Genomic DNA, 17523 nt, shown 5'->3' on the forward strand with positions numbered 1-17523 from the left:
TCCGCTAGGCGCTCGCGCGCTGCGAGATCTTCCGGCGCGGTCCAAGACGAAGCGCGACACCGGCTGCTTGGCGATCGCGAGCATCCGGCGGAGCTTCTCCTCGGGCATTTCCATGCGCTCGGCGAGCACCGACGAATGCGCTTCCTAACCAGCCTGCTGCCGAATCTCGGCGCGGCATCTTCGTCGATGCTCCCGCGCCCTTCAACACTCGCAGTCCCTCTCCGGCGCGAAGACACGTTCTACTAACCCGCAGTGACAGCACTCTCGATTGCGAGATTGAGTTGCGCCACGTCCACCGGCTTCGTGAAGTGATAGTCGAATCCGGCGTCTGCGGTGCGCGCGCGGTCCTGAGGCTGCCCCCAGCCGGTGATGGCGATGAGCGTGACATTCGCCGTCGACGGTCTCGACCTGATGCGGTGCGCGACCTCGATCCCGCTCATGCCCGGCAAGCCGAGGTCGAGCAAGATCACTTCGGGCGTGTAGTGGCTCAGAATGTCGACCGCCTCCTCGCCCGAGTAGACCGTGCGCACTTCGTGTCCTTCGAGTTCGAGGAGCGCGGTGAGCGCGTCGGCCGCATCGACGTTGTCATCCACGACGAGAATGCGATGCTTCTCCATCTCGACCGGAACGGCGGGCGTGTCGCGCGCCGGAGCGGGCGGCGGCACCACGCGGCATTGCGCCGGAAGGTGCACGGAGAAGCAGCTTCCCTGGTCCTTTCCGGCGCTCGATGCGGTCAGCCGGCCGCCATGCAGCTCGATCAGCGACTTCGACAGCGCGAGTCCGATGCCGAGCCCGCCTTGTCGATGATGATCGCGATGTACTTGCGAGAACATCGAGAAGATGGCCGACAGCTTGTCGGGATCGATACCGATGCCGTTATCCGCGACCGACACCACGATCTCGGCGTCGTCTGCCTTCGCCGTCAGTTCGATGCGACCGCCGGACGGCGTGTATTTCGCGGCGTTCGTCAACAGATTCGCCAATACCTGCGCGATCCGCAGGCGGTCCGCCTCGATGTGCAACGGCCGCGTGGGCAGCTTCACGATGAGGTCGTGACCTTTGCCCTCCAGCATCGGCCGCGCGGTCTCCACCGCGTCCTCGACGACATCGCGCAACGCCACGGCTTCCTTGCGAAGCGTCAGCGCGCCCCGCGTTATGCGTGACACGTCGAGCAGGTCGTCTAGCAAGAGCGCCATCGCGGCCGACTGTCGGCGCAGCACCGTGATGCACCACTTGCGGCGCTCGTCGGTCAGGTGAGGCTGTTCCAGGATCTCCGCGACCTGCCGGATCGGGGCGAGCGGGTTGCGCAACTCGTGCGCAAGGGTCGCGAGAAATTCGTCCTTGCGCCGGTCCGCTTCGGAAAGCGCCTGCTCGGCGCGCACGCGCGGCGTCACGTCGCCGAACCAGGCGACCACCGAACCGTTCAGCGACGCAGCGACGACATGGAACCACTGCTCGCCGTGCTCTCCCTGAACGCTTATGTCGAACGCATCGCGGCCCTCGCCTTCCGCCAGCGGCGCGAGCCGCTCCAGGAGCACGTCGGCGTCCCAGCCGTGCGGGCGCACATACGTGGTCGAGCTGCCGATGACCACCGCCGTCGCCCGATTGAACAAGTGCGCCGCGGCATCGTTGAGATAGTCCCACCGAAGCTCGGTCACGCGGCCGTTGCGCACCACCGGCGTGAGGATGAAGAACGGCACGCCCGCGCTGTTCAGCGCCACGTCGAACCGGTGCCGCGCCTCGCGCTCGAGTTGCAACAGGCGCTCGGCCGTCTCCTGCGAAGCGGCTTCGGCCCTGCCGGCCCGTCTTGCAACCTTGGCTAGCTGCTGGCCCGCCGCCACGAGAAGCGCGCCGACTACGACAAACGCCAGCAATACGACCCGGTCGCCGTGCCCCTCGACGGTCAGACTGCCGACAGGCGGCATCCACAATGCGCCGTACACGAAACCCACTGCCAGAAGGAGCACGCCCGACCAGCCGCCGAACAGCACCGTAATCAAGGGAAGCGATGCGCTGACGAGAAGAAACGTCAGCCGCCCGTGGGCCACCACGGTCAGGACCTGCTGCGCCACAAGAACGGCGGCGGTGGACGCGACTCCGAACACCAGGCGCTTGCCCGGCGGGTATTGAGCGATTCGAACAATCATGGTCGGAAACTCGTCTGATTGATTACGCCTTTCGCCTGCATTATGCATTCCTCCTATGGTTTGCGAATGCGAATCTTTCCGCCTCGCGCGGCGGTCACGCATGCGTCGACATTCGTGCCCAACTCGCGCGTACGCGGTTTGCTGACGTCCGTTCACCGACTCATCCGACTCATCCGCTCACGAGGAGTGCACATGAAATTGCAAGGAAAAACGGCGCTGGTCACCGGAAGCGACTCCGGCATCGGTCAGGCCATCGCGACGCTGTTCGCGGAGCAAGGCGCGGACGTCGCGGTGATCTATCACACCGACCGCGCGGGCGCCGAGCAGACGGCAGCCAAGATCGCCTCCTTCGGCCGGCGCGCGGTCGTGCTGCAAGGCGACGTGGGCGACCCCGCGTCGGTCAAGCGCATCTTCGGTGAAGTCACGGCGCAGTTGGGACGCCTCGACATTCTGGTGAACGATGCAGGCGTGGGCGCCGGCGGCGCGGAAGTGGCCGAGCTCGACGACGCCCAACTGGAAACCGTCATCCGGACCGATCTCTTCGGGCCGCTCTACTGTTGCCGCGAGTTCGTGAAGCTGCGGCGCGAGGCCGGCGGCGGCGGGCGCATCGTCACGATTTCGTCGGTCGCGCAGCATTTGCCGACGCCGGAAAGCGCGCCGTACGGCATGGCCAAGGCCGCGCTCGGCTCGCTCACGCGCAGCCTGTCGCGCGAAGTCGCCAACGACAAGATCAACGTGAACAACATCGCGCCCGGGCTCATCCAGACGCCGATGACGCAAGAGCGCCTCGACGACCCCGACGCTCGCGAGAAGTCGATGTCAGTGATTCCGTGGCATCGTCCGGGGCAACCGGAGGAGATCGCGCGTCTCGCGCTCTTTCTCGCCTCCGACGACGGCGATTACGTGACCGGACAGACGTGGACCATCGACGGCGGCTTGTCGATGCAGTGGGGCGGCGCATGAAGAAGGAGGACGTGCTCGCGCTTTTCGGAAAGCTCAGGGACGACACCGACGCCTTCTTCGCGCACGTCGCCAATGACGTCGACTGGACCGTGATGGGCACGCATCCGCTCGCCGGGCGCTATCGCGGCAAGGAGGCGTTCCTTGAAAATACGTTCGCGCGCCTCGCGAAGGCGCTGCCCGACGGCGCGAAGCTGACCGTCACGCACGCGCTCGTCGATGGCGACACGGCGGCGGTCGAGTTGCATTCGGACGTGCGCGCGGCGAACGGCATGCACTTCGACAATCGCTACTGCTGGGTGTGCCGTTTCGAGGAAGGCTCGATCGTCGAGGTGCGCGCGTATCTCGACAGCGCGATGGTGGCCGAACTGCTGCGGCAAAATCCGGCCTGAGCGATGCCCCGCGCGGCTTTACGCGTCGACGGTCTCCCGTTCGTGAACGGGCGCGGCGCGACGCGCATCGCCGGACCAGCACGCCGTTTTAACTCCGATTTCTTCCGATACGAACGCGCCGCCGCCCGTCGCGCGATAGTGCGCGAGCGCCTTATAGACGAGCGCTTGCCCGAGCAGAACGATCGGCACGTTGAGCAGCACCATCACGATGTTCATCAGGTCCGAGAGCGCCCAGAGGTTCGGCAGTTCGAGCCCGGCCAGCACGGTCAACGCGCCGAACGGCACGAACACCAGCGAGCCGACCACGCGAATACCGGCGATGAACGCGCGGCGGCGCGAGATGAAGTTCGCCGAGATTTCGGCGAACGAGATCATGCCGAGCAGCGTCGTGAAAGCGAAAAGCCCGTAGCACACGCACATGATGATCTTGATCGCATGCGCGGCCCAGAGCGGCACGAGGGCCTGCACCGAAGCGAGATAGACCGTGATCTTCGAGGCGCGCACGGCTTCCCATGCCTGCCCGTCGACGGTTCCGGTCCACACGTGCGCCATCACGACGATGAAGCCGGTCATCGTGCAGATCACCATCGTGTCGAAGAACACGCCGAGGCTCTGCACGAAGCCTTGTTCGCACGGATGCGCGTTGTCGGCGATGGCCGCCGCCATCGTGATGGTGCCCTGCCCGGCCTCGTTCGACATGAGGCCGCGCTTCACGCCCTGCGCGAGCGCCGTGCCGATCGCGCCGCCGAAGAGCGCGTGTGGCGCGAACGCGCCGACGATGACCTCGCGAAAGAAGTAAGGCACGAGCGGCAGGTTGATCAGGATGATGACGAGCGACATCGCGCAGAAGAGCGCGGCCTTGATCGGCACCAGCACGTCCGTGTAAGCCGTGACGCGCCTGATACCGCCCATGATGATGAACGCGCACGCGAAGACGAGCGTCGCCGCGATGCCGTAGTACGCCGTGGATTGCCGCGCGAGGTGTTCGCCTGCGACGGTATCGGCAATGGTGCCCATCGCGGTGAACACGTTGAACGTTTGCGGCGGCACGTTGAATAAGGCATAGACGATGAAGACGAGCGACAGGAACGTGCCCACGATGCGCCGTCCGCCGAGCACGCGCCGTCCGTAGAAGGGCAAGCCGCCGACGAACTCGTCGCCGTTCTTCTCCTTGAACAGCTGCGCGAGCACGGATTCCATGAAGGCCGTCGCCATGCCGAAGAAGGCGGCGACCCACATCCAGAACAACGCGCCGGGACCGCCGACCGAAATGGCGCCCGTAATGCCGACGATATTGCCCGGCCCGGCGCGCATCGCCAGTCCGAGCATGAATGAAGCCATCGCGCTCACGCCCGTTCTGGACGACTGCCTGCGCTGCATGATGCGCACGATCTTGCGCATGTTCATCGTCTGGACGAAGCGCGTGCGGATGCTGAAGTGGATGCCTACGCCGACCAGCAGCAGAATCGCGAACGGAAACCGGCCGAGCACGGGAATGCGCGAATAGGCCGCGAAGTTGGTCGGAAAATCCCAAAGAAAATCGGAAATGGGCGCGATGAACGCAAAGAACGCGTTTACGGATTGGAAAAGGTCTTCCACGCGGGCTTTCCTTCTGTTTTCTGATGCTTCGAGCTGTTTAAGGCGGAAGTTCGATTGATTGAACCGGATTCGCTGGGATCAGGCGCTGTCGCAGGCGCGCGCGCACCCGCGCCCGCCGTGGCGGGCGGCCATTATACGGTGCCGGCTGGCGGCGCTTTGCGCCCATCGCGGAGAGGACTGCGCGCCGCCCCTGCGCGGCGCGGCGATGGCGGCTTCGGGTTCTAGCGCGTGTTCAGTCGGTGGTACGCGTCCGAGTGCGCGCCTCGCGCCAGCCCACCTTGCGGTGAAAGTCGCCGCCTTTTCGGCCGGCGCGAGAACCATTCAGAAATCCTTCGATACCGCCTGCAGGAAATCGAAGTCACAGCCCGCATCGGCCTGCAGCACATGCTCCTGATACAGCTTCTGATAGCCGCGCAGCACGCGCTTCGGCGGCTTGACATCGGCTGCGCGGCGCGCGAGTTCGGCTTCATCGACGAGCAGTTCGATACGCCGATCGCGCACGGAAAGCCGAATGCGGTCGCCGTTGCGCACGAGCCCGATGGGCCCCGCGAGCGCGGCTTCCGGCGTGACGTGCAGCACGATGGTTCCATACGCCGTGCCGCTCATGCGCGCATCCGAGATGCGCAGCATGTCCTTCACGCCCTTCTGCGCGAGCTTCTTCGGAATCGGCAGATAGCCCGCTTCGGGCATGCCCGTGCCGCTCGCGGGACCGGCGTTTTGCAGCACGAGAATGTCGTCGGCCTCGACATCGAGCGCGGGATCGTCTATGCGCGCGGCCAGGTCTTCGAGCGATTCGAAGACCACGGCGCGGCCCTCTTTCTCGAAGAGCGACTTGTCGGCGGCGGAGCGCTTGAGAATCGCGCCGCGCGGCGCAAGCGAGCCGAACAACGCGACGAGCCCGCCTTGCGATTCGACCGGGTCCGACAGCTCGCGCACGATGCAATGATCGACCCACGCCTCGCGCTCCGCCGCGATGCGTTCGCCGAGCGTTTCGCCGGTGACGGTCATCGCGTCGAGATGCAGCTTCGGCGCGAGTTCGCGCAGCACCGCCGTCATGCCGCCCGCGGCGAAGAAGTCTTCCATGTAGTGCTCGCCGGTCGGCTTCAGGTTGACGAGCACCGGCGTGTCGTCGGAGAGCACGTTCAGCCGTTCGAGCGACACCGGAATGCCGAGCCGCCCCGCGACGGCGGTCAAGTGGATGATCGCGTTGGTCGACCCGCCGATGGCCAGCAGCACGCGCAGCGCGTTCTCGACGGACTTCTCCGTGATGATCTGGCTCGGGCGCAGCGGCGCGTGAATGAGCTGCACGGCGCGCGCGCCGCTCGCTTCGGCGGCGCGAATGCGGTCGGCATGGACTGCGGGAATCGCGGCGGTGCCCGGCAGCGACATGCCGAGCGTCTCAGCGATGCACGCCATGGTGCTCGCCGTGCCCATCACCGCGCAGGTGCCGGCGGTGGTCGCGAGCCGCCCTTCGATCTGGTCGATCTTCTGCTCGCCGATTTCGCCCGCGCGGAACTTGCCCCAAAAGCGGCGGCAGTCGGTGCACGCGCCGAGGCGCTCGCCTTGATGACGGCCCGTCATCATCGGTCCGACGACGAGTTGCACGGCGGGGATATCGGCGGCGGCGGCGCCCATCAGTTGCGCGGGCACGGTCTTGTCGCAGCCACCGATCAGTACCACGGAGTCCATCGGCTGCGCGCGCAGCATTTCCTCGACGTCCATACTCATGAGGTTGCGGAACATCATCGAGGTCGGATTGAGGAACACTTCACCGAGCGAGATGGTCGGAAAGTCGATGGGCAAGCCGCCCGCTGCGAGCACGCCGCGCTTGACTGCTTCGACGAGCTCCGGCATGCCGCGATGGCAATTGTTGAAGCCCGAGCCGCTCGATGCGATGCCGACGATCGGCTTGGTCAGCATGTCGGAGGTGTAGCCCATCGAGCGGGCGAACGAGCGGCGCAGGTAGAGGGCGAAGCCGCGGTCACCGTAGTTGGTCAGGCCTTTGGACAGGCCTTCAGTCTTTGGTTCTGGCATTTGTTTGAGTGTCTCCTGGTTTTTTCTGTCTGCTCTTGGGGGCGGTTGCATTGTGATTCTATGGAACTTGCTCTGGTGTCGGTCTATTGGCGTTGCCCCTCCCCGGGGCGGGGGTCACTTTCTTGGCTGTCGACCAGAGTAGGCGCTTTAGCGCCGTACTCTGGTCCCATGCAAAGAAAGTAACCAAAGAAAGCAGCTTTTTTTGGCCCGCAGCACTCGTGGAGGGGCCACTCCGCAGTCAGTCCGTGGCACTCAACTTATAAACAGCCCTGGAGCACCTTCCACGCCCACTATCACCACGTCCTCCGAGCCCCTTGGCTCGATAAAACCGTCGGGAATAGCGCTCATGTCATGGCTGCCGCGGCCCCATGAATTTGGCGTTCATCCAAAGCTTCAAGAAGAGCGTCAGCGAACGCAAAGCGGCGACGCTCATCAACTCGAACACCGCGCCATCAAGAACCGTCGTCGATCGATGCGCTCTCCTCCACCCAACGAAACCAGCCGCGCCCCTCTCATCGATGTGGTAGCCTTCGCCGACCATCGAACGAATGCTCTGAGGCGGCCGCCTGCCGCAGCCACGCCCGCGCGAACCGCGCCGCCGCCTCCGCCATCCGCCTGCCGCGCTACGACGACGAGCCCGGCCTGCTTCTTGCAGTCCCCGTAGCGGACATCGCCCATCTCGTCGATCATCAGAAGCAATCACATGCCAGACAACATCTCCGCGCCACAACGGGGGCGCATTCAATCCGGGATCGAAGGAATCGACGATATCCTGGGCGGCGGGCTCACGCCGCACCGCATGTATCTGGTCGAAGGCGCGCCCGGCGCAGGTAAAACCACCCTCGCCTTGCAGTTTTTACTCAAAGGCGCCGAGGTCGGCGAGCCGGGGCTGTACATCACGCTGTCCGAAACGCGGGACGAACTCGTCGCCGTCGCCGAAAGCCACGGCTGGGACACAGGCCGCTTCACCATCATCGAACTATTGTCCGACGAAGGGCTCGATCCCGCGTACGAGCAGACCGTGCTGCATCCCGCCGAAGTCGAACTCGGCGAGACCGTGCGCGACGTGATCGCCAAAGTCGATGAACTGAAGCCCGCCCGGCTCGTCTTCGACAGCCTCTCCGAACTGCGCATGTTGTCGCAGAATTCGCTGCGCTATCGACGCCAGATTCTGGCGCTCAAGCGCTATTTCGCCACGCGCGCCTGCACCGTCATGCTGCTCGACGACAACACGTCCGAAACCGGCGACTTGCAGTTGCACAGCATCGCGCACGGCGTCATCAGCCTAGACAACCTCGTGCACGACTACGGCGGCGAGCGCCGGCGCATACGCATTGCGAAAATGCGCGGCATCCGGTTCCGCGAAGGCTTTCACGACATGACGCTGAAGACGGGCGGCATCGAGGTGTATCCGCGGCTCGTCGCGGCCGAGCATCACGCGGAGTTTCCTTCGGATTCGCTCAGCACGGGAACCCGCGAACTCGATGCGCTCATGGGCGGCGGCCTCGTGCCGGGCACCAACACGTTGATCGTCGGTCCGTCGGGCGTCGGCAAAACGACGACGGTCGCCTCGTGCCTGCTCGCCGCGCTCAACCGCGGTCAGCCGTGCGTCTACTATCTCTTCGACGAGACGCTGATGACGCTCGTGCGCCGCTCGACCAGCCTCGGCATCGACCTCAGACCGCATCTCGACAGCGGCCTCTTGACGCTGCGCCAGATCGATCCCGCTGAGATCTCGCCCGGCGAATTCACGAGCGACGTGCGCAAGAGCGTGGAGCAGGACGGCGCGCGCTTCGTCGCCATCGACAGCCTGAACGCGTATCTGCAGGCCATGCCCGGCGAGCGTTATCTGCTGCTTCAGATGCACGAACTGCTCACGTATCTGAACCAGCGCGGCGTCATCACCATGCTCGTGCTGGGCCAACACGGGATCATCGGCGAAATACAGAGCGATATCGACATCAGCTATCTCAGCGACGTCGTGCTGCTCTTTCGCTATTTCGAACGCCAGGGCGAAGTGCTCACCGCCGTGACCGCCGTCAAGAGCCGCACCAACGGCCACGAACGCTCGATCCGGCAGTTCCGGCTCGGCAGCAAGGGCTTGAACGTCGGCGAGGCGCTGCGCGATTTCGAAGGCGTGCTGAGCGGCCTGCCGACTTACCGGGGCGATACCGCCATGCTCGCGTCACCGGAGGGCGAGCCGGCCTCGCCACGGGAATAACGCGATGGAACATCGCGTACTGATCGTTGCGCCTTTCGGCCGCGACGCCGAGGTCATCGTCGATGTTCTCAAGACGGAGGGCCGCGAGTGCTTCGTCTGCGCCGACTCGCGCGTGCTCGTGACCGAACTGGACCGCGGCGCGGCCGTCGCCATCATCACCGAAGAATCGCTGCTGGACGACAGCGCGATGGCGCTTGCGGCATGGATCGAACAGCAGCCCGCATGGTCGGATTTCCCGATCGTGCTGCTGTCCGGGCGGCTGGCGGGCAGGCGCTCCGCCAAGAGCATCGAGATGCTGGAGCGGCTCGGCAACGTGCTGGTGCTGGAACGGCCGCTCAACTCCGAGACCTTGCGCCGCGCCGTGGCGTCGTCGTTGCGGGCGCGTGCCCGGCAATACGATGCGCGCAGGCACCTCGCCGAGTCGGAGCAGCATCTCATCGACCGGGTCAAGGCGCAGGAAGCGCTCCAACGGCTCAACGAATCGCTCGAAAGCCGCATCGCGGAACGCACGCACGAACTCGCGTCGGCCAACAACCGCCTGATGCGGGAGATTCACGAGCGCGCCAAGGTGCAGGCCGTGCTCGTGCAGTCGCAGAAGATGGAAGCGCTCGGGCAGTTGACCGGCGGCATCGCGCACGACTTCAACAACCTGCTGAGCGTGATCATGGCCAACGCGGAACTGCTCGCGCGCATCAGCAAGGACGAGCGCGTGCTCAAGATGGCCGCGACCACCAAGCGCGCGACCGAGCGGGGCGCGAAGCTGACCGCGCAGTTGCTGACGTTTTCGCGCACGAGCAATCTGGATCTGAAAGCGGTGAACGTGGCCGCGCTGTTGCACGGCATCCGCGACATCATTTCCATCTCGCTCGGCTCGACCATCGCGCTGTCGATCACGACTGCGTCCGACGATCTCTGGACGCAAGCCGACGCGAACCAGCTGGAACTGGCGATACTCAATCTCGCGATCAACGCTCGCGACGCGATGCCGAACGGCGGCCGCCTGGCCATTCACGCCGAAGAACGGCCGAGCGTCGACGAAACGCTCGCGCCTGGCCGCTACATCGTCATCAGCGTGACCGATTCGGGCTCGGGCATCGAGCCGGGCGTGCTCTCGCGCGTGTTCGATCCCTTCTTCACGACCAAGCCGGTCGGCAAGGGAACCGGCCTGGGTCTGAGTCAGGTGTACGGCATTGCGCGGCAAGCGGGCGGCGTCGCGCGCATCGAAAGCGAGGTGGGCAAGGGCACCACCGTGCAGGTCTGGCTGCCGTTCGGCGCGCAGGATCCGTCGGAAGGCGCGTCAGGCGCGGACCCACGCGACGATACGGCGACGCCGGGCCGCATTCTCGTTATCGAGGACGACGAGGACGTGCGCACGATGATCGTCGATTGTCTCGAAGCGCTCGGCTATCAGGTCACGCAGGCGCCGGACGGGCCAAGCGGCCTCGCGCGTCTCGATGCCGACAAGCCGGACGTGATGATGGTCGATTACGCGATGCCGGGCATGAACGGCATACAGGTGCTCGCGACCGCCCGCGAATCGCGCCCCGACCTGCCGGTCATCCTCGCGACCGGCTACGCGGACGTCGATGTCACGACCATCACCGACCGGCGCTTCACCGCGCTTCGCAAGCCGTTCCAGCTCGAAGACCTTGCGCGCGCCGTGCGTCTCGCGCTGAAAAGCGCCGAGAAGGCGTGAGCAGCGCGGGCATTTTCAAATCGGCCCAGTCGTATCGCGTCGCACGAGCTGGATCGGCAGCACGTCATGCGTCGGCGCGCCCATGCCGCCGGCGCGAATTCGTTCCACGAGCCGCCGCGCGGCGGTCCGCGCCAGCGCTTCGACCGGCTGCCGGATCGACGTCAGTCCGACGAGCGGCGAACCCGCGAGCGGCATGTCGTCGAAGCCGATGATGGAAAGCTGCTCCGGCACGCGGATGCCGCGCCGCCTCGCGGCCTCCAGCACGCCGAGCGCGATCGTGTCGTTGCCGGCGACGATGGCGGTGACCGGTTGCGGCTCGCTCAGCATCGCGATCGCGCAGGAGTAGCCCGCCTCGGTCGTGTAGTCGCACCAGACAACGGGGACGGCCTCGGCGGCCAGGCCCGCGTCGTTCAGCCAGCCGAGCGCGCCCTTCGCGCGGTCGCGGCCGGTCGACGTGTTCTCCGGGCCCATGACGAGGCCGATTCTCCGGTGCCCGAGCTGATACAGATGCTCGGCGGCGAGCGCGCCGGCGTGGACGTTATCGACTTCCACCGTATCGACCTGCACGTCGTCCACCGACCTCACGACCAGCACCAGCGGAATGCCGCGCCGCTGCATCTCGGCCACGACCGGCGAATCGAGCGTCGCGGTGGCGAAGATCAGGCCGTCCAGATAGCCGTCGATCAGCGGCCGGAACGCCAGCAGATTCTCGTAATCGTTCATCGAATCGATCATCAGCGTCAGCTGATAGCCGAGCTCCTGCAGCGCATCGTGCAGATGGGTCAGCAGCATCGTCATGAAGCGGTTGTGCAGCGCGCCGACGACCACGCCGATCAGCCGCGTCGCCGATTTCTTGGGCCGCCGCCCCTGCGCGGGGATGCGGTATCCCAGTTCCGCGGCCGCCGCTTGCACGGCCTGCCGCGTCTCGGCGCTGATCGCCGGATGACCCGCCAGCGACCGCGAAACTGTCGATACCGACACACCGAGCTTGAGAGCGACGTCTTCCAGGCGTACCTTCGCGGGAAGTCGGTTTGCATTCTTTTGCATAACTGGGCGGTTGCTTATTTGTGACGAAGTGTCGCAGAAACCGACCGTTTCGGGGACTTAGGCGAGCACTGTCAGGGAAAGTGTGGAGCGTTTGCAGACTTTTTTGCACGGCCATTTGCGCTACATTCGCTTCGTTCAATGCGCGCGGCCTGCTGGGAGCGGTCGAAGGTTCCGCACGCCGGATACCGACAGCGCAACTCGACTACCCCTGATTACGTGAGGAACGAAGATGGCAATCTGGCTCAAACGTGGCGCGGAAGCGGAAGTCCTGAAAGCAGCGGCGCGGGAAGTGCGCGAGACGGTCGAAACGACGCTCGCCGATATCGAAGCGCGCGGCGACGCGGCGGTGCGCGAGCTTTCCGTGCGCTTCGACAAGCTGGATCGCGAGGACTATCGTCTGTCGCAAAGCGAGATCGATCAATGTCTCGCGCAGCTGTCGGCCCGCGATATTGCCGACATCGAGTTCGCGCAGAAACAGGTGCAGAACTTCGCGCGCCATCAGCGCGAAGCGATCCGCGATATCGAAGTCGAAACGCTGCCCGGCGTCGTGCTCGGGCACAAGAATCTGCCGGTGAACGCGGCGGGCTGTTACGTGCCGGGCGGCAAGTATCCGCTGCTTGCTTCGGCGCATATGTCCGTCATCACCGCGAAGGTGGCGGGCGTGCCGCGCGTCGTGACCTGCGCGCCGCCGTTTCATGGCAAGCCGGCGCCGGCCATCGTCGCGGCGCAGCACATGGCGGGCGCGGACGAGATCTACTGCCTCGGCGGCATTCAGGCGATCGGCGCAATGGCGCTCGGCACGCAAAGCATCGCGCCCGTCGACATGCTGGTCGGCCCGGGCAATGCGTTCGTGGCCGAAGCCAAGCGGCAACTGTACGGCCGCGTGGGTATCGACCTGTTCGCGGGACCGACCGAAACGCTCGTGATCGCCGATGAAACCGTGGACGGCGAAATGTGCGCCACCGATCTGCTCGGACAAGCTGAGCACGGCCCGGATTCGCCTGCCATTCTGCTCACGAACTCGGAGAAGCTCGCGCGCGAGACCATGGCGGAGGTCGAACGGCTGCTCACGATTCTTCCGACCGCTGACATCGCCCGCAAGTCGTGGGAGAAGTACGGCGAAGTGATCGTCGCCGAAAGCGAAGAAGAGATGGTACGCATTGCCGACGAAATCGCGTTCGAGCACGTTCAGGTCATGACGCGCGACCCGGACTATTTCCTCGCCAACATGACGAACTACGGCGCGCTGTTCCTCGGCCCGCGGACGAACGTCTCGTTCGGCGACAAGGTGATCGGCACGAATCACACGCTGCCCACGCGCAAGGCCGCGCGCTATACCGGCGGCCTGTGGGTCGGCAAGTTCCTGAAGACGTGCACGTATCAGCGCGTGCTCACCGACGAGGCCTCGGCGATGATCGGCGAATACTGTTCGCGTCTGTGCGCGCTGGAAGGCTTCGCCGGACACGGCGAACAGGCCAATCTCCGCGTGCGCCGTTACGGACACAAGGACGTGCCGTACGCGGGCATCGCCGTCTGATCTAGAGGAAAGCACACTGCGCACGCAGATTCATGCGTGCCGATCTGCGAGGAGGAGACAAAAAATGAAAATCTATCGATCGATCGCGCGGCTCGGCTCGGCCGCCCGCGTGCTGCTCGCCGCCCGCGTGCTGCTCGCCGCCTGCGTGGCGTTCTCGGCGGGCGGGCAGGCGTGGGCGGCGACGGGTACGACGGGCGCGCGTCCGAACATCGTCGTCGTGATGACCGACGACGTGGGCTGGGGCGATCTCGGCAGCTACGACGGCGGCGCCATGCGCGGCGCGCCCACGCCCAATCTCGACCGCATGGCCGCCGAAGGAGAGCGGTTCCTCAACTACTACGGGCAGGCGAGCTGCACGGCAGGACGCGCGTCGTTCATCACCGGGCGCTTGCCGATTCGCACGTCGCTGTCGTCGGTGCTCGTGCCGGGCGACCCGAACGGCCTGACGAAGCAGACGCCGACCATCGCGCAATTTCTGAAGAAGGCGGGCTACACGACCGTACAACTCGGCAAGTGGCATCTCGGCGACAAGCCGCAGAACTATCCGACCGCGAACGGCTTCGACGAGATGTACAACGAGCTCGCGTATTACGCCGGCGTGTATGCGTACGAGAATCGCGAGTTGCATCCAAACTGGCCCGCGCACGACGCCGACTTCCAGAAGGCGTGGGATCGCGTGAATGTGTCGATGCTGGAGCAGAAGGCCGGTCAGCCGGTCCGCGTGGTCAAGCCAAAGTTCAGCTACGACGACCTCGCGACGGCCGACGACGACATGCGCGCCACCGCCGTGAACTGGATCAAGGCGCACGCGAAGGACGATCACCCGTTCTTCATGTACCTGAACTTTCTGAAGGTGCATAACCCGAACAACCCGTCGCCGCGCTGGAAGGGCAAGTCGCCGGGCGGCGGCAACTATCTCGATTCGCTGATGGAGCTGGACGACAACAGCGGTCAGATCTTGCAGGCCATTCGCGACGCCGGCATCGCCGAGAACACGCTCGTCGTCTGGACCACCGACAACGGCGCGTGGGTCGAAGCGTGGCCCGACGCCGGCTATACGCCGTTTCGCGGCGAGAAGGGCACGCCGTTCGAGGGCGGTTTTCGCGTGCCGGCCATCGCGTGGTGGCCGGGGCATATCAAGCCGGGCTCGGTGAACACCGACATGTTCTCGCACATGGACTGGTGGCCGACGTTCGCCGCGCTGGCGGGCGAACAGCCGCCGGCGTACGAATCGAAGGACAACGAAGGCAAGCCGATCATCTTCGACGGCATGGATTTGAGCGATTCGCTGCTCGGCAACGGACCGGGCAAGCGGACGAGCTTCGTCTACTTCTCGGGGCAGACGTTCGGGGGCGTGCGCGTGAAAAACTTCAAGGCGCTGTACACCGCGCAGGACACGTGGCTCGGCCCGCAACGCCCGATGAAGGCGCCCGCCATCTACGATCTTCAGTGGGACCCGCGCGAGCAGTTCGACATCGCCTTCAATGGCGCGATGCCCACGGGCGGCAATCAGACGTCGCCGGGCCGCTACAGCGGGCAGGACAACGGCTGGATCGGGCTGTTCTTCGTGCCGGTCATGACGCGCTTCTTCTCCGAGCTGAAGACGCATCCGAACGTGCCGTATATCCCGTTCGGCGAAGGGCGGTATCTCGCCATTCCCGAAGAATTCCGGTAACGGCATCGGCGCTGGCCCGCGCGAGGTATCGCGGGCCATCCTCTCACCCCACAGGATGATTCCATGAGCAAACCCGCACTGCGCGGGCGCGATGCGTATCGTCACTTCCTGACGATTCCGACCCGCTGGATGGACAACGACGTATATGGCCACGTCAATAACGTCGTGTATTACAGCTACTTCGACACGGTGGTCAACGAGTACCTGCTGCGTCAGGGCGTGCTGGATTTCGGCGCGAGCGATGTAATCGGCCTCGTGGTGGAGACGCAGTGCAACTACTTCGAATCCATCGCGTTTCCGGATCGCGTCGAGGCGGGCTTGCGCGTGTCGAAGGTCGGCACGTCGAGCGTGCGCTACGAGATCGGGCTCTTTCGCGAGGGCAGCGATTCACCGGCGGCGCAAGGGCATTTCGTGCACGTCTATGTGGATCGCGAGACGCGGCGGCCCAAGCCGCTTTCGCAGGCATGGCGCTCGGCGTTGAGCGCGCTGGAACCGGTAGCGGCGTAAGACGCGGCGCGAAGCGGCTACGCTTCGCCGCCTTCCGCGAGCCGCGCCGCTTCCAGCTCTCTGCGCACGCGCGCCAGTTCTTCGGCGAGCACCGCCTCGTCCGGCAGCATCATGTGGTATTCGGCGGCGAGCACCTTGTTGGGCAGGCCGTCGAGCGCGTATTTCGCGACCGCCGCATTGGTCCGCGCGCACAGGATCAGGCCGACCGGCGGGTTCTCGCCCGGCAGCATCCAGTGCTCTTTCGCGTAATTGCAGTACATGTGCATCTGCCCGACATCGGCGTGATTGAGCTCGGTCAGCTTCAGATCGATGATGACGAGACACCGCAGCCGCCGGTGAAAGAACAGCAGATCCACGCGATACCAGCTATCGCCGATGCGCAGGCGCCGCTGCCGCCCGACGAACGTGAAGTCGCCGCCCAGTTCCAGCAGAAAGTCCTCGAGCCGATGAATCAGGGCGTCCTCGAGCTGGCTCTCCGAGTACTCGTCCTTCAGATCGAGAAATTCGAGCACGTACGGGTCCTTGATGGCTTCCTCGGGCGTCACGATGTCGCGCGTCTCGGCGATGGCGCCTTTGTCCAGCATCGCCCGCTTGTCGCGCGACATCAGCGTGCGCGAATAGAACTGACTGCCGATCTGCCTGTCGAGTTGCCGCACGCTCCAGCCGCCGCGCAGCGCTTCGGCTTCGTAGAAACGCCGTTCGTCGTCGGAACGGGTGCGCCGCATCAGGTGGACGTAATGCGTCCATGAGAGCGGGAACCGCTCGGCCAGTTGCGCGAGCGTCGAAATCCGAATCGCCGGTTCGGATTTTCCCGCGGACGCGGACGCCGCCGAATTCCGAATCGGCGATTCGGAAATCCCGGCGCTCGCGTACGACTGGTAAAAGAGGCGCATCAGCTCCAGATTGTCGACGCCGAAGCCGCGGCCGAAGCGCTTCGTCAGATCGGCCGAGAGCCGCTGCAACAGCGCCTGTCCGTACGCCGCGCGGCCCGCGCCACCCTGCTCGAATTCGACGATCCGGTGCCCGATGCGCCAGTACGTCGCCGTCATCAGCGCATTGATGCTGCGCGCCGCCGCCTGACGGCCCTGTTCGAGCAACCTCAGCACGTCGCCGAGCGTCGCGTCGTAGTCGTCCTCGGGCAGCATCACGTCGTTCATCGTCGTTTTTCCTTTCCCCTGCGCACACGGCGCCTTCGAGCGAAGTGTCGCATACGCGCGTGTGTCGCCGAGCGCACATTATTGTCCGATGAATCGCCCTACGCTGTGGCCCTCCAGGCGGATCAGCGTTCGGCGGTCAATGACTCGATATTTCACCTCAAGGCAAGGCGCCATCAAGCGTCTGATGGAACTCAAGCGGGAACTCGCGCGGATGAATCGCGCGGCACCGGCTATCGACGGATGCAGGACGGACGGCATCGAAATAGCCGGCCTCGATCAGGTGTTGCTCGACGTGCGCGCGGGGCGCGTGTGCTGGTACCGGCACTCGGCGGCGCACGAAGACCAGCTCGTGTTCATTAGCTGAAGCGCGCGGCTCACGGTCTCGGTTTGTGCGGCGTCGTCGCGGGCTCGTCGGGATCGACGCGTCGAGGTCGCCCGGTTCACGCAGCGAAAGCCAGCGCGCTCACGCCGCAGCCGCAAGAAGCGGCGTTGCGGAAGGCGGCAGTAAAGGGCGTGTAAGGTCCCGAAACTCGCATACCGGCAGCAAGCGA

The 17523-nt window shown here is 65.2% G+C and carries 13 protein-coding genes; 8 read left to right on the top strand and 5 right to left on the bottom strand.

The window, feature by feature from the left end; all coding sequences use genetic code 11:
- Positions 1-242: 242 nt before the first annotated feature.
- Entirely contained in the window at positions 243-2147 is a 1905-nt protein-coding gene (locus tag NCR34_RS26910; protein ID WP_250501328.1) for a hybrid sensor histidine kinase/response regulator, read from the bottom strand.
- Between the two features lie 192 nt (positions 2148-2339).
- Between NCR34_RS26910 and NCR34_RS26915 the strand changes: the two genes are divergently transcribed.
- Together NCR34_RS26915 and NCR34_RS26920 are read left to right on the top strand one after the other, a co-directional pair.
- Positions 2340-3110: an SDR family NAD(P)-dependent oxidoreductase gene (locus NCR34_RS26915; RefSeq protein WP_250501329.1), complete on the top strand. Its 771-nt coding sequence runs from the start codon at positions 2340-2342 to the stop codon at positions 3108-3110.
- Positions 3107-3499 carry a nuclear transport factor 2 family protein gene (locus tag NCR34_RS26920; RefSeq protein WP_250501330.1) on the top strand — a complete coding sequence of 131 codons (393 nt, stop codon included), beginning with the start codon at positions 3107-3109 and terminating at the stop codon, positions 3497-3499. The genes NCR34_RS26915 and NCR34_RS26920 overlap by 4 nt, the downstream gene beginning before the upstream one ends.
- Positions 3500-3517: 18 nt before the next feature.
- Here the strand turns inward: NCR34_RS26920 and NCR34_RS26925 are convergent, their stop codons facing one another.
- Together NCR34_RS26925 and NCR34_RS26930 are read right to left on the bottom strand one after the other, a co-directional pair.
- Positions 3518-5098 (bottom strand): alanine/glycine:cation symporter family protein, encoded by a 1581-nt coding sequence (locus NCR34_RS26925; protein WP_250501331.1) that lies wholly within the window; start codon positions 5096-5098, stop codon positions 3518-3520.
- 321 nt (positions 5099-5419) lie between these two features.
- Positions 5420-7132, bottom strand: a complete 1713-nt coding sequence (locus tag NCR34_RS26930; protein ID WP_250501332.1) for an IlvD/Edd family dehydratase — start codon at positions 7130-7132, stop codon at positions 5420-5422.
- A 703-nt stretch (positions 7133-7835) separates the two neighbouring features.
- Between NCR34_RS26930 and NCR34_RS26935 the strand changes: the two genes are divergently transcribed.
- A complete protein-coding gene (locus tag NCR34_RS26935; protein ID WP_250501333.1) occupies positions 7836-9353 on the top strand; it encodes an ATPase domain-containing protein in 1518 nt (505 codons plus the stop codon).
- 4 nt (positions 9354-9357) lie between these two features.
- Positions 9358-11049 carry a response regulator gene (locus NCR34_RS26940; RefSeq protein ID WP_250501334.1) on the top strand — a complete coding sequence of 564 codons (1692 nt, stop codon included), beginning with the start codon at positions 9358-9360 and terminating at the stop codon, positions 11047-11049.
- Between the two features lie 15 nt (positions 11050-11064).
- On the opposite strand, the gene NCR34_RS26945 is transcribed toward NCR34_RS26940, so the two are convergent.
- Positions 11065-12096, bottom strand: coding sequence for a LacI family DNA-binding transcriptional regulator (locus tag NCR34_RS26945; RefSeq protein WP_248323669.1), 1032 nt, complete (start codon positions 12094-12096; stop codon positions 11065-11067).
- 229 nt (positions 12097-12325) lie between these two features.
- On the opposite strand from NCR34_RS26945, the gene hisD reads away from it, so the two are divergent.
- The 3 genes from hisD to NCR34_RS26960 all read left to right on the top strand — a co-directional run bounded on the left by hisD (position 12326) and on the right by NCR34_RS26960 (position 15815).
- Complete coding sequence (gene hisD / locus NCR34_RS26950; protein ID WP_250501335.1) at positions 12326-13633, top strand: histidinol dehydrogenase; 1308 nt, start codon at positions 12326-12328, stop codon at positions 13631-13633.
- Between the two features lie 64 nt (positions 13634-13697).
- The gene (locus NCR34_RS26955; RefSeq protein ID WP_250501336.1) at positions 13698-15308 is read left to right on the top strand and encodes an arylsulfatase; all 1611 of its coding nucleotides are present in this window, start codon (positions 13698-13700) and stop codon (positions 15306-15308) included.
- A 63-nt stretch (positions 15309-15371) separates the two neighbouring features.
- Positions 15372-15815: an acyl-CoA thioesterase gene (locus NCR34_RS26960; RefSeq protein WP_250501337.1), complete on the top strand. Its 444-nt coding sequence runs from the start codon at positions 15372-15374 to the stop codon at positions 15813-15815.
- A gap of 17 nt (positions 15816-15832) precedes the next feature.
- Here the strand turns inward: NCR34_RS26960 and NCR34_RS26965 are convergent, their stop codons facing one another.
- A complete protein-coding gene (locus tag NCR34_RS26965) occupies positions 15833-16972 on the bottom strand; it encodes a PDDEXK nuclease domain-containing protein (RefSeq protein ID WP_250501338.1) in 1140 nt (379 codons plus the stop codon).
- Between the two features lie 139 nt (positions 16973-17111).
- Between NCR34_RS26965 and NCR34_RS26970 the strand changes: the two genes are divergently transcribed.
- Positions 17112-17336 (top strand): hypothetical protein, encoded by a 225-nt coding sequence (locus tag NCR34_RS26970; RefSeq protein ID WP_175943806.1) that lies wholly within the window; start codon positions 17112-17114, stop codon positions 17334-17336.
- Positions 17337-17523 lie beyond the last annotated feature (187 nt).

It is taken from the genome of Caballeronia sp. GAWG1-5s-s, from assembly GCF_023631445.1.
Classification (GTDB): Bacteria; Pseudomonadota; Gammaproteobacteria; order Burkholderiales; family Burkholderiaceae; genus Caballeronia.

Excerpts from the sequence above, each read along its gene's own strand:
- NCR34_RS26910 (WP_250501328.1), bottom strand. The coding sequence starts at position 2,147 with ATGATTGTTCGAATCGCTCAATACCCGCCGGGCAAGCGCCTGGTGTTC.
- NCR34_RS26915 (WP_250501329.1), top strand. The coding sequence starts at position 2,340 with ATGAAATTGCAAGGAAAAACGGCGCTGGTCACCGGAAGCGACTCCGGC.
- NCR34_RS26920 (WP_250501330.1), top strand. The coding sequence starts at position 3,107 with ATGAAGAAGGAGGACGTGCTCGCGCTTTTCGGAAAGCTCAGGGACGAC.
- NCR34_RS26930 (WP_250501332.1), bottom strand. The coding sequence starts at position 7,132 with ATGCCAGAACCAAAGACTGAAGGCCTGTCCAAAGGCCTGACCAACTAC.
- NCR34_RS26935 (WP_250501333.1), top strand. The coding sequence starts at position 7,836 with ATGCCAGACAACATCTCCGCGCCACAACGGGGGCGCATTCAATCCGGG.
- NCR34_RS26940 (WP_250501334.1), top strand. The coding sequence starts at position 9,358 with ATGGAACATCGCGTACTGATCGTTGCGCCTTTCGGCCGCGACGCCGAG.
- NCR34_RS26945 (WP_248323669.1), bottom strand. The coding sequence starts at position 12,096 with ATGCAAAAGAATGCAAACCGACTTCCCGCGAAGGTACGCCTGGAAGAC.
- hisD (WP_250501335.1), top strand. The coding sequence starts at position 12,326 with ATGGCAATCTGGCTCAAACGTGGCGCGGAAGCGGAAGTCCTGAAAGCA.
- NCR34_RS26955 (WP_250501336.1), top strand. The coding sequence starts at position 13,698 with ATGAAAATCTATCGATCGATCGCGCGGCTCGGCTCGGCCGCCCGCGTG.
- NCR34_RS26960 (WP_250501337.1), top strand. The coding sequence starts at position 15,372 with ATGAGCAAACCCGCACTGCGCGGGCGCGATGCGTATCGTCACTTCCTG.
- NCR34_RS26965 (WP_250501338.1), bottom strand. The coding sequence starts at position 16,972 with ATGAACGACGTGATGCTGCCCGAGGACGACTACGACGCGACGCTCGGC.
- NCR34_RS26970 (WP_175943806.1), top strand. The coding sequence starts at position 17,112 with ATGACTCGATATTTCACCTCAAGGCAAGGCGCCATCAAGCGTCTGATG.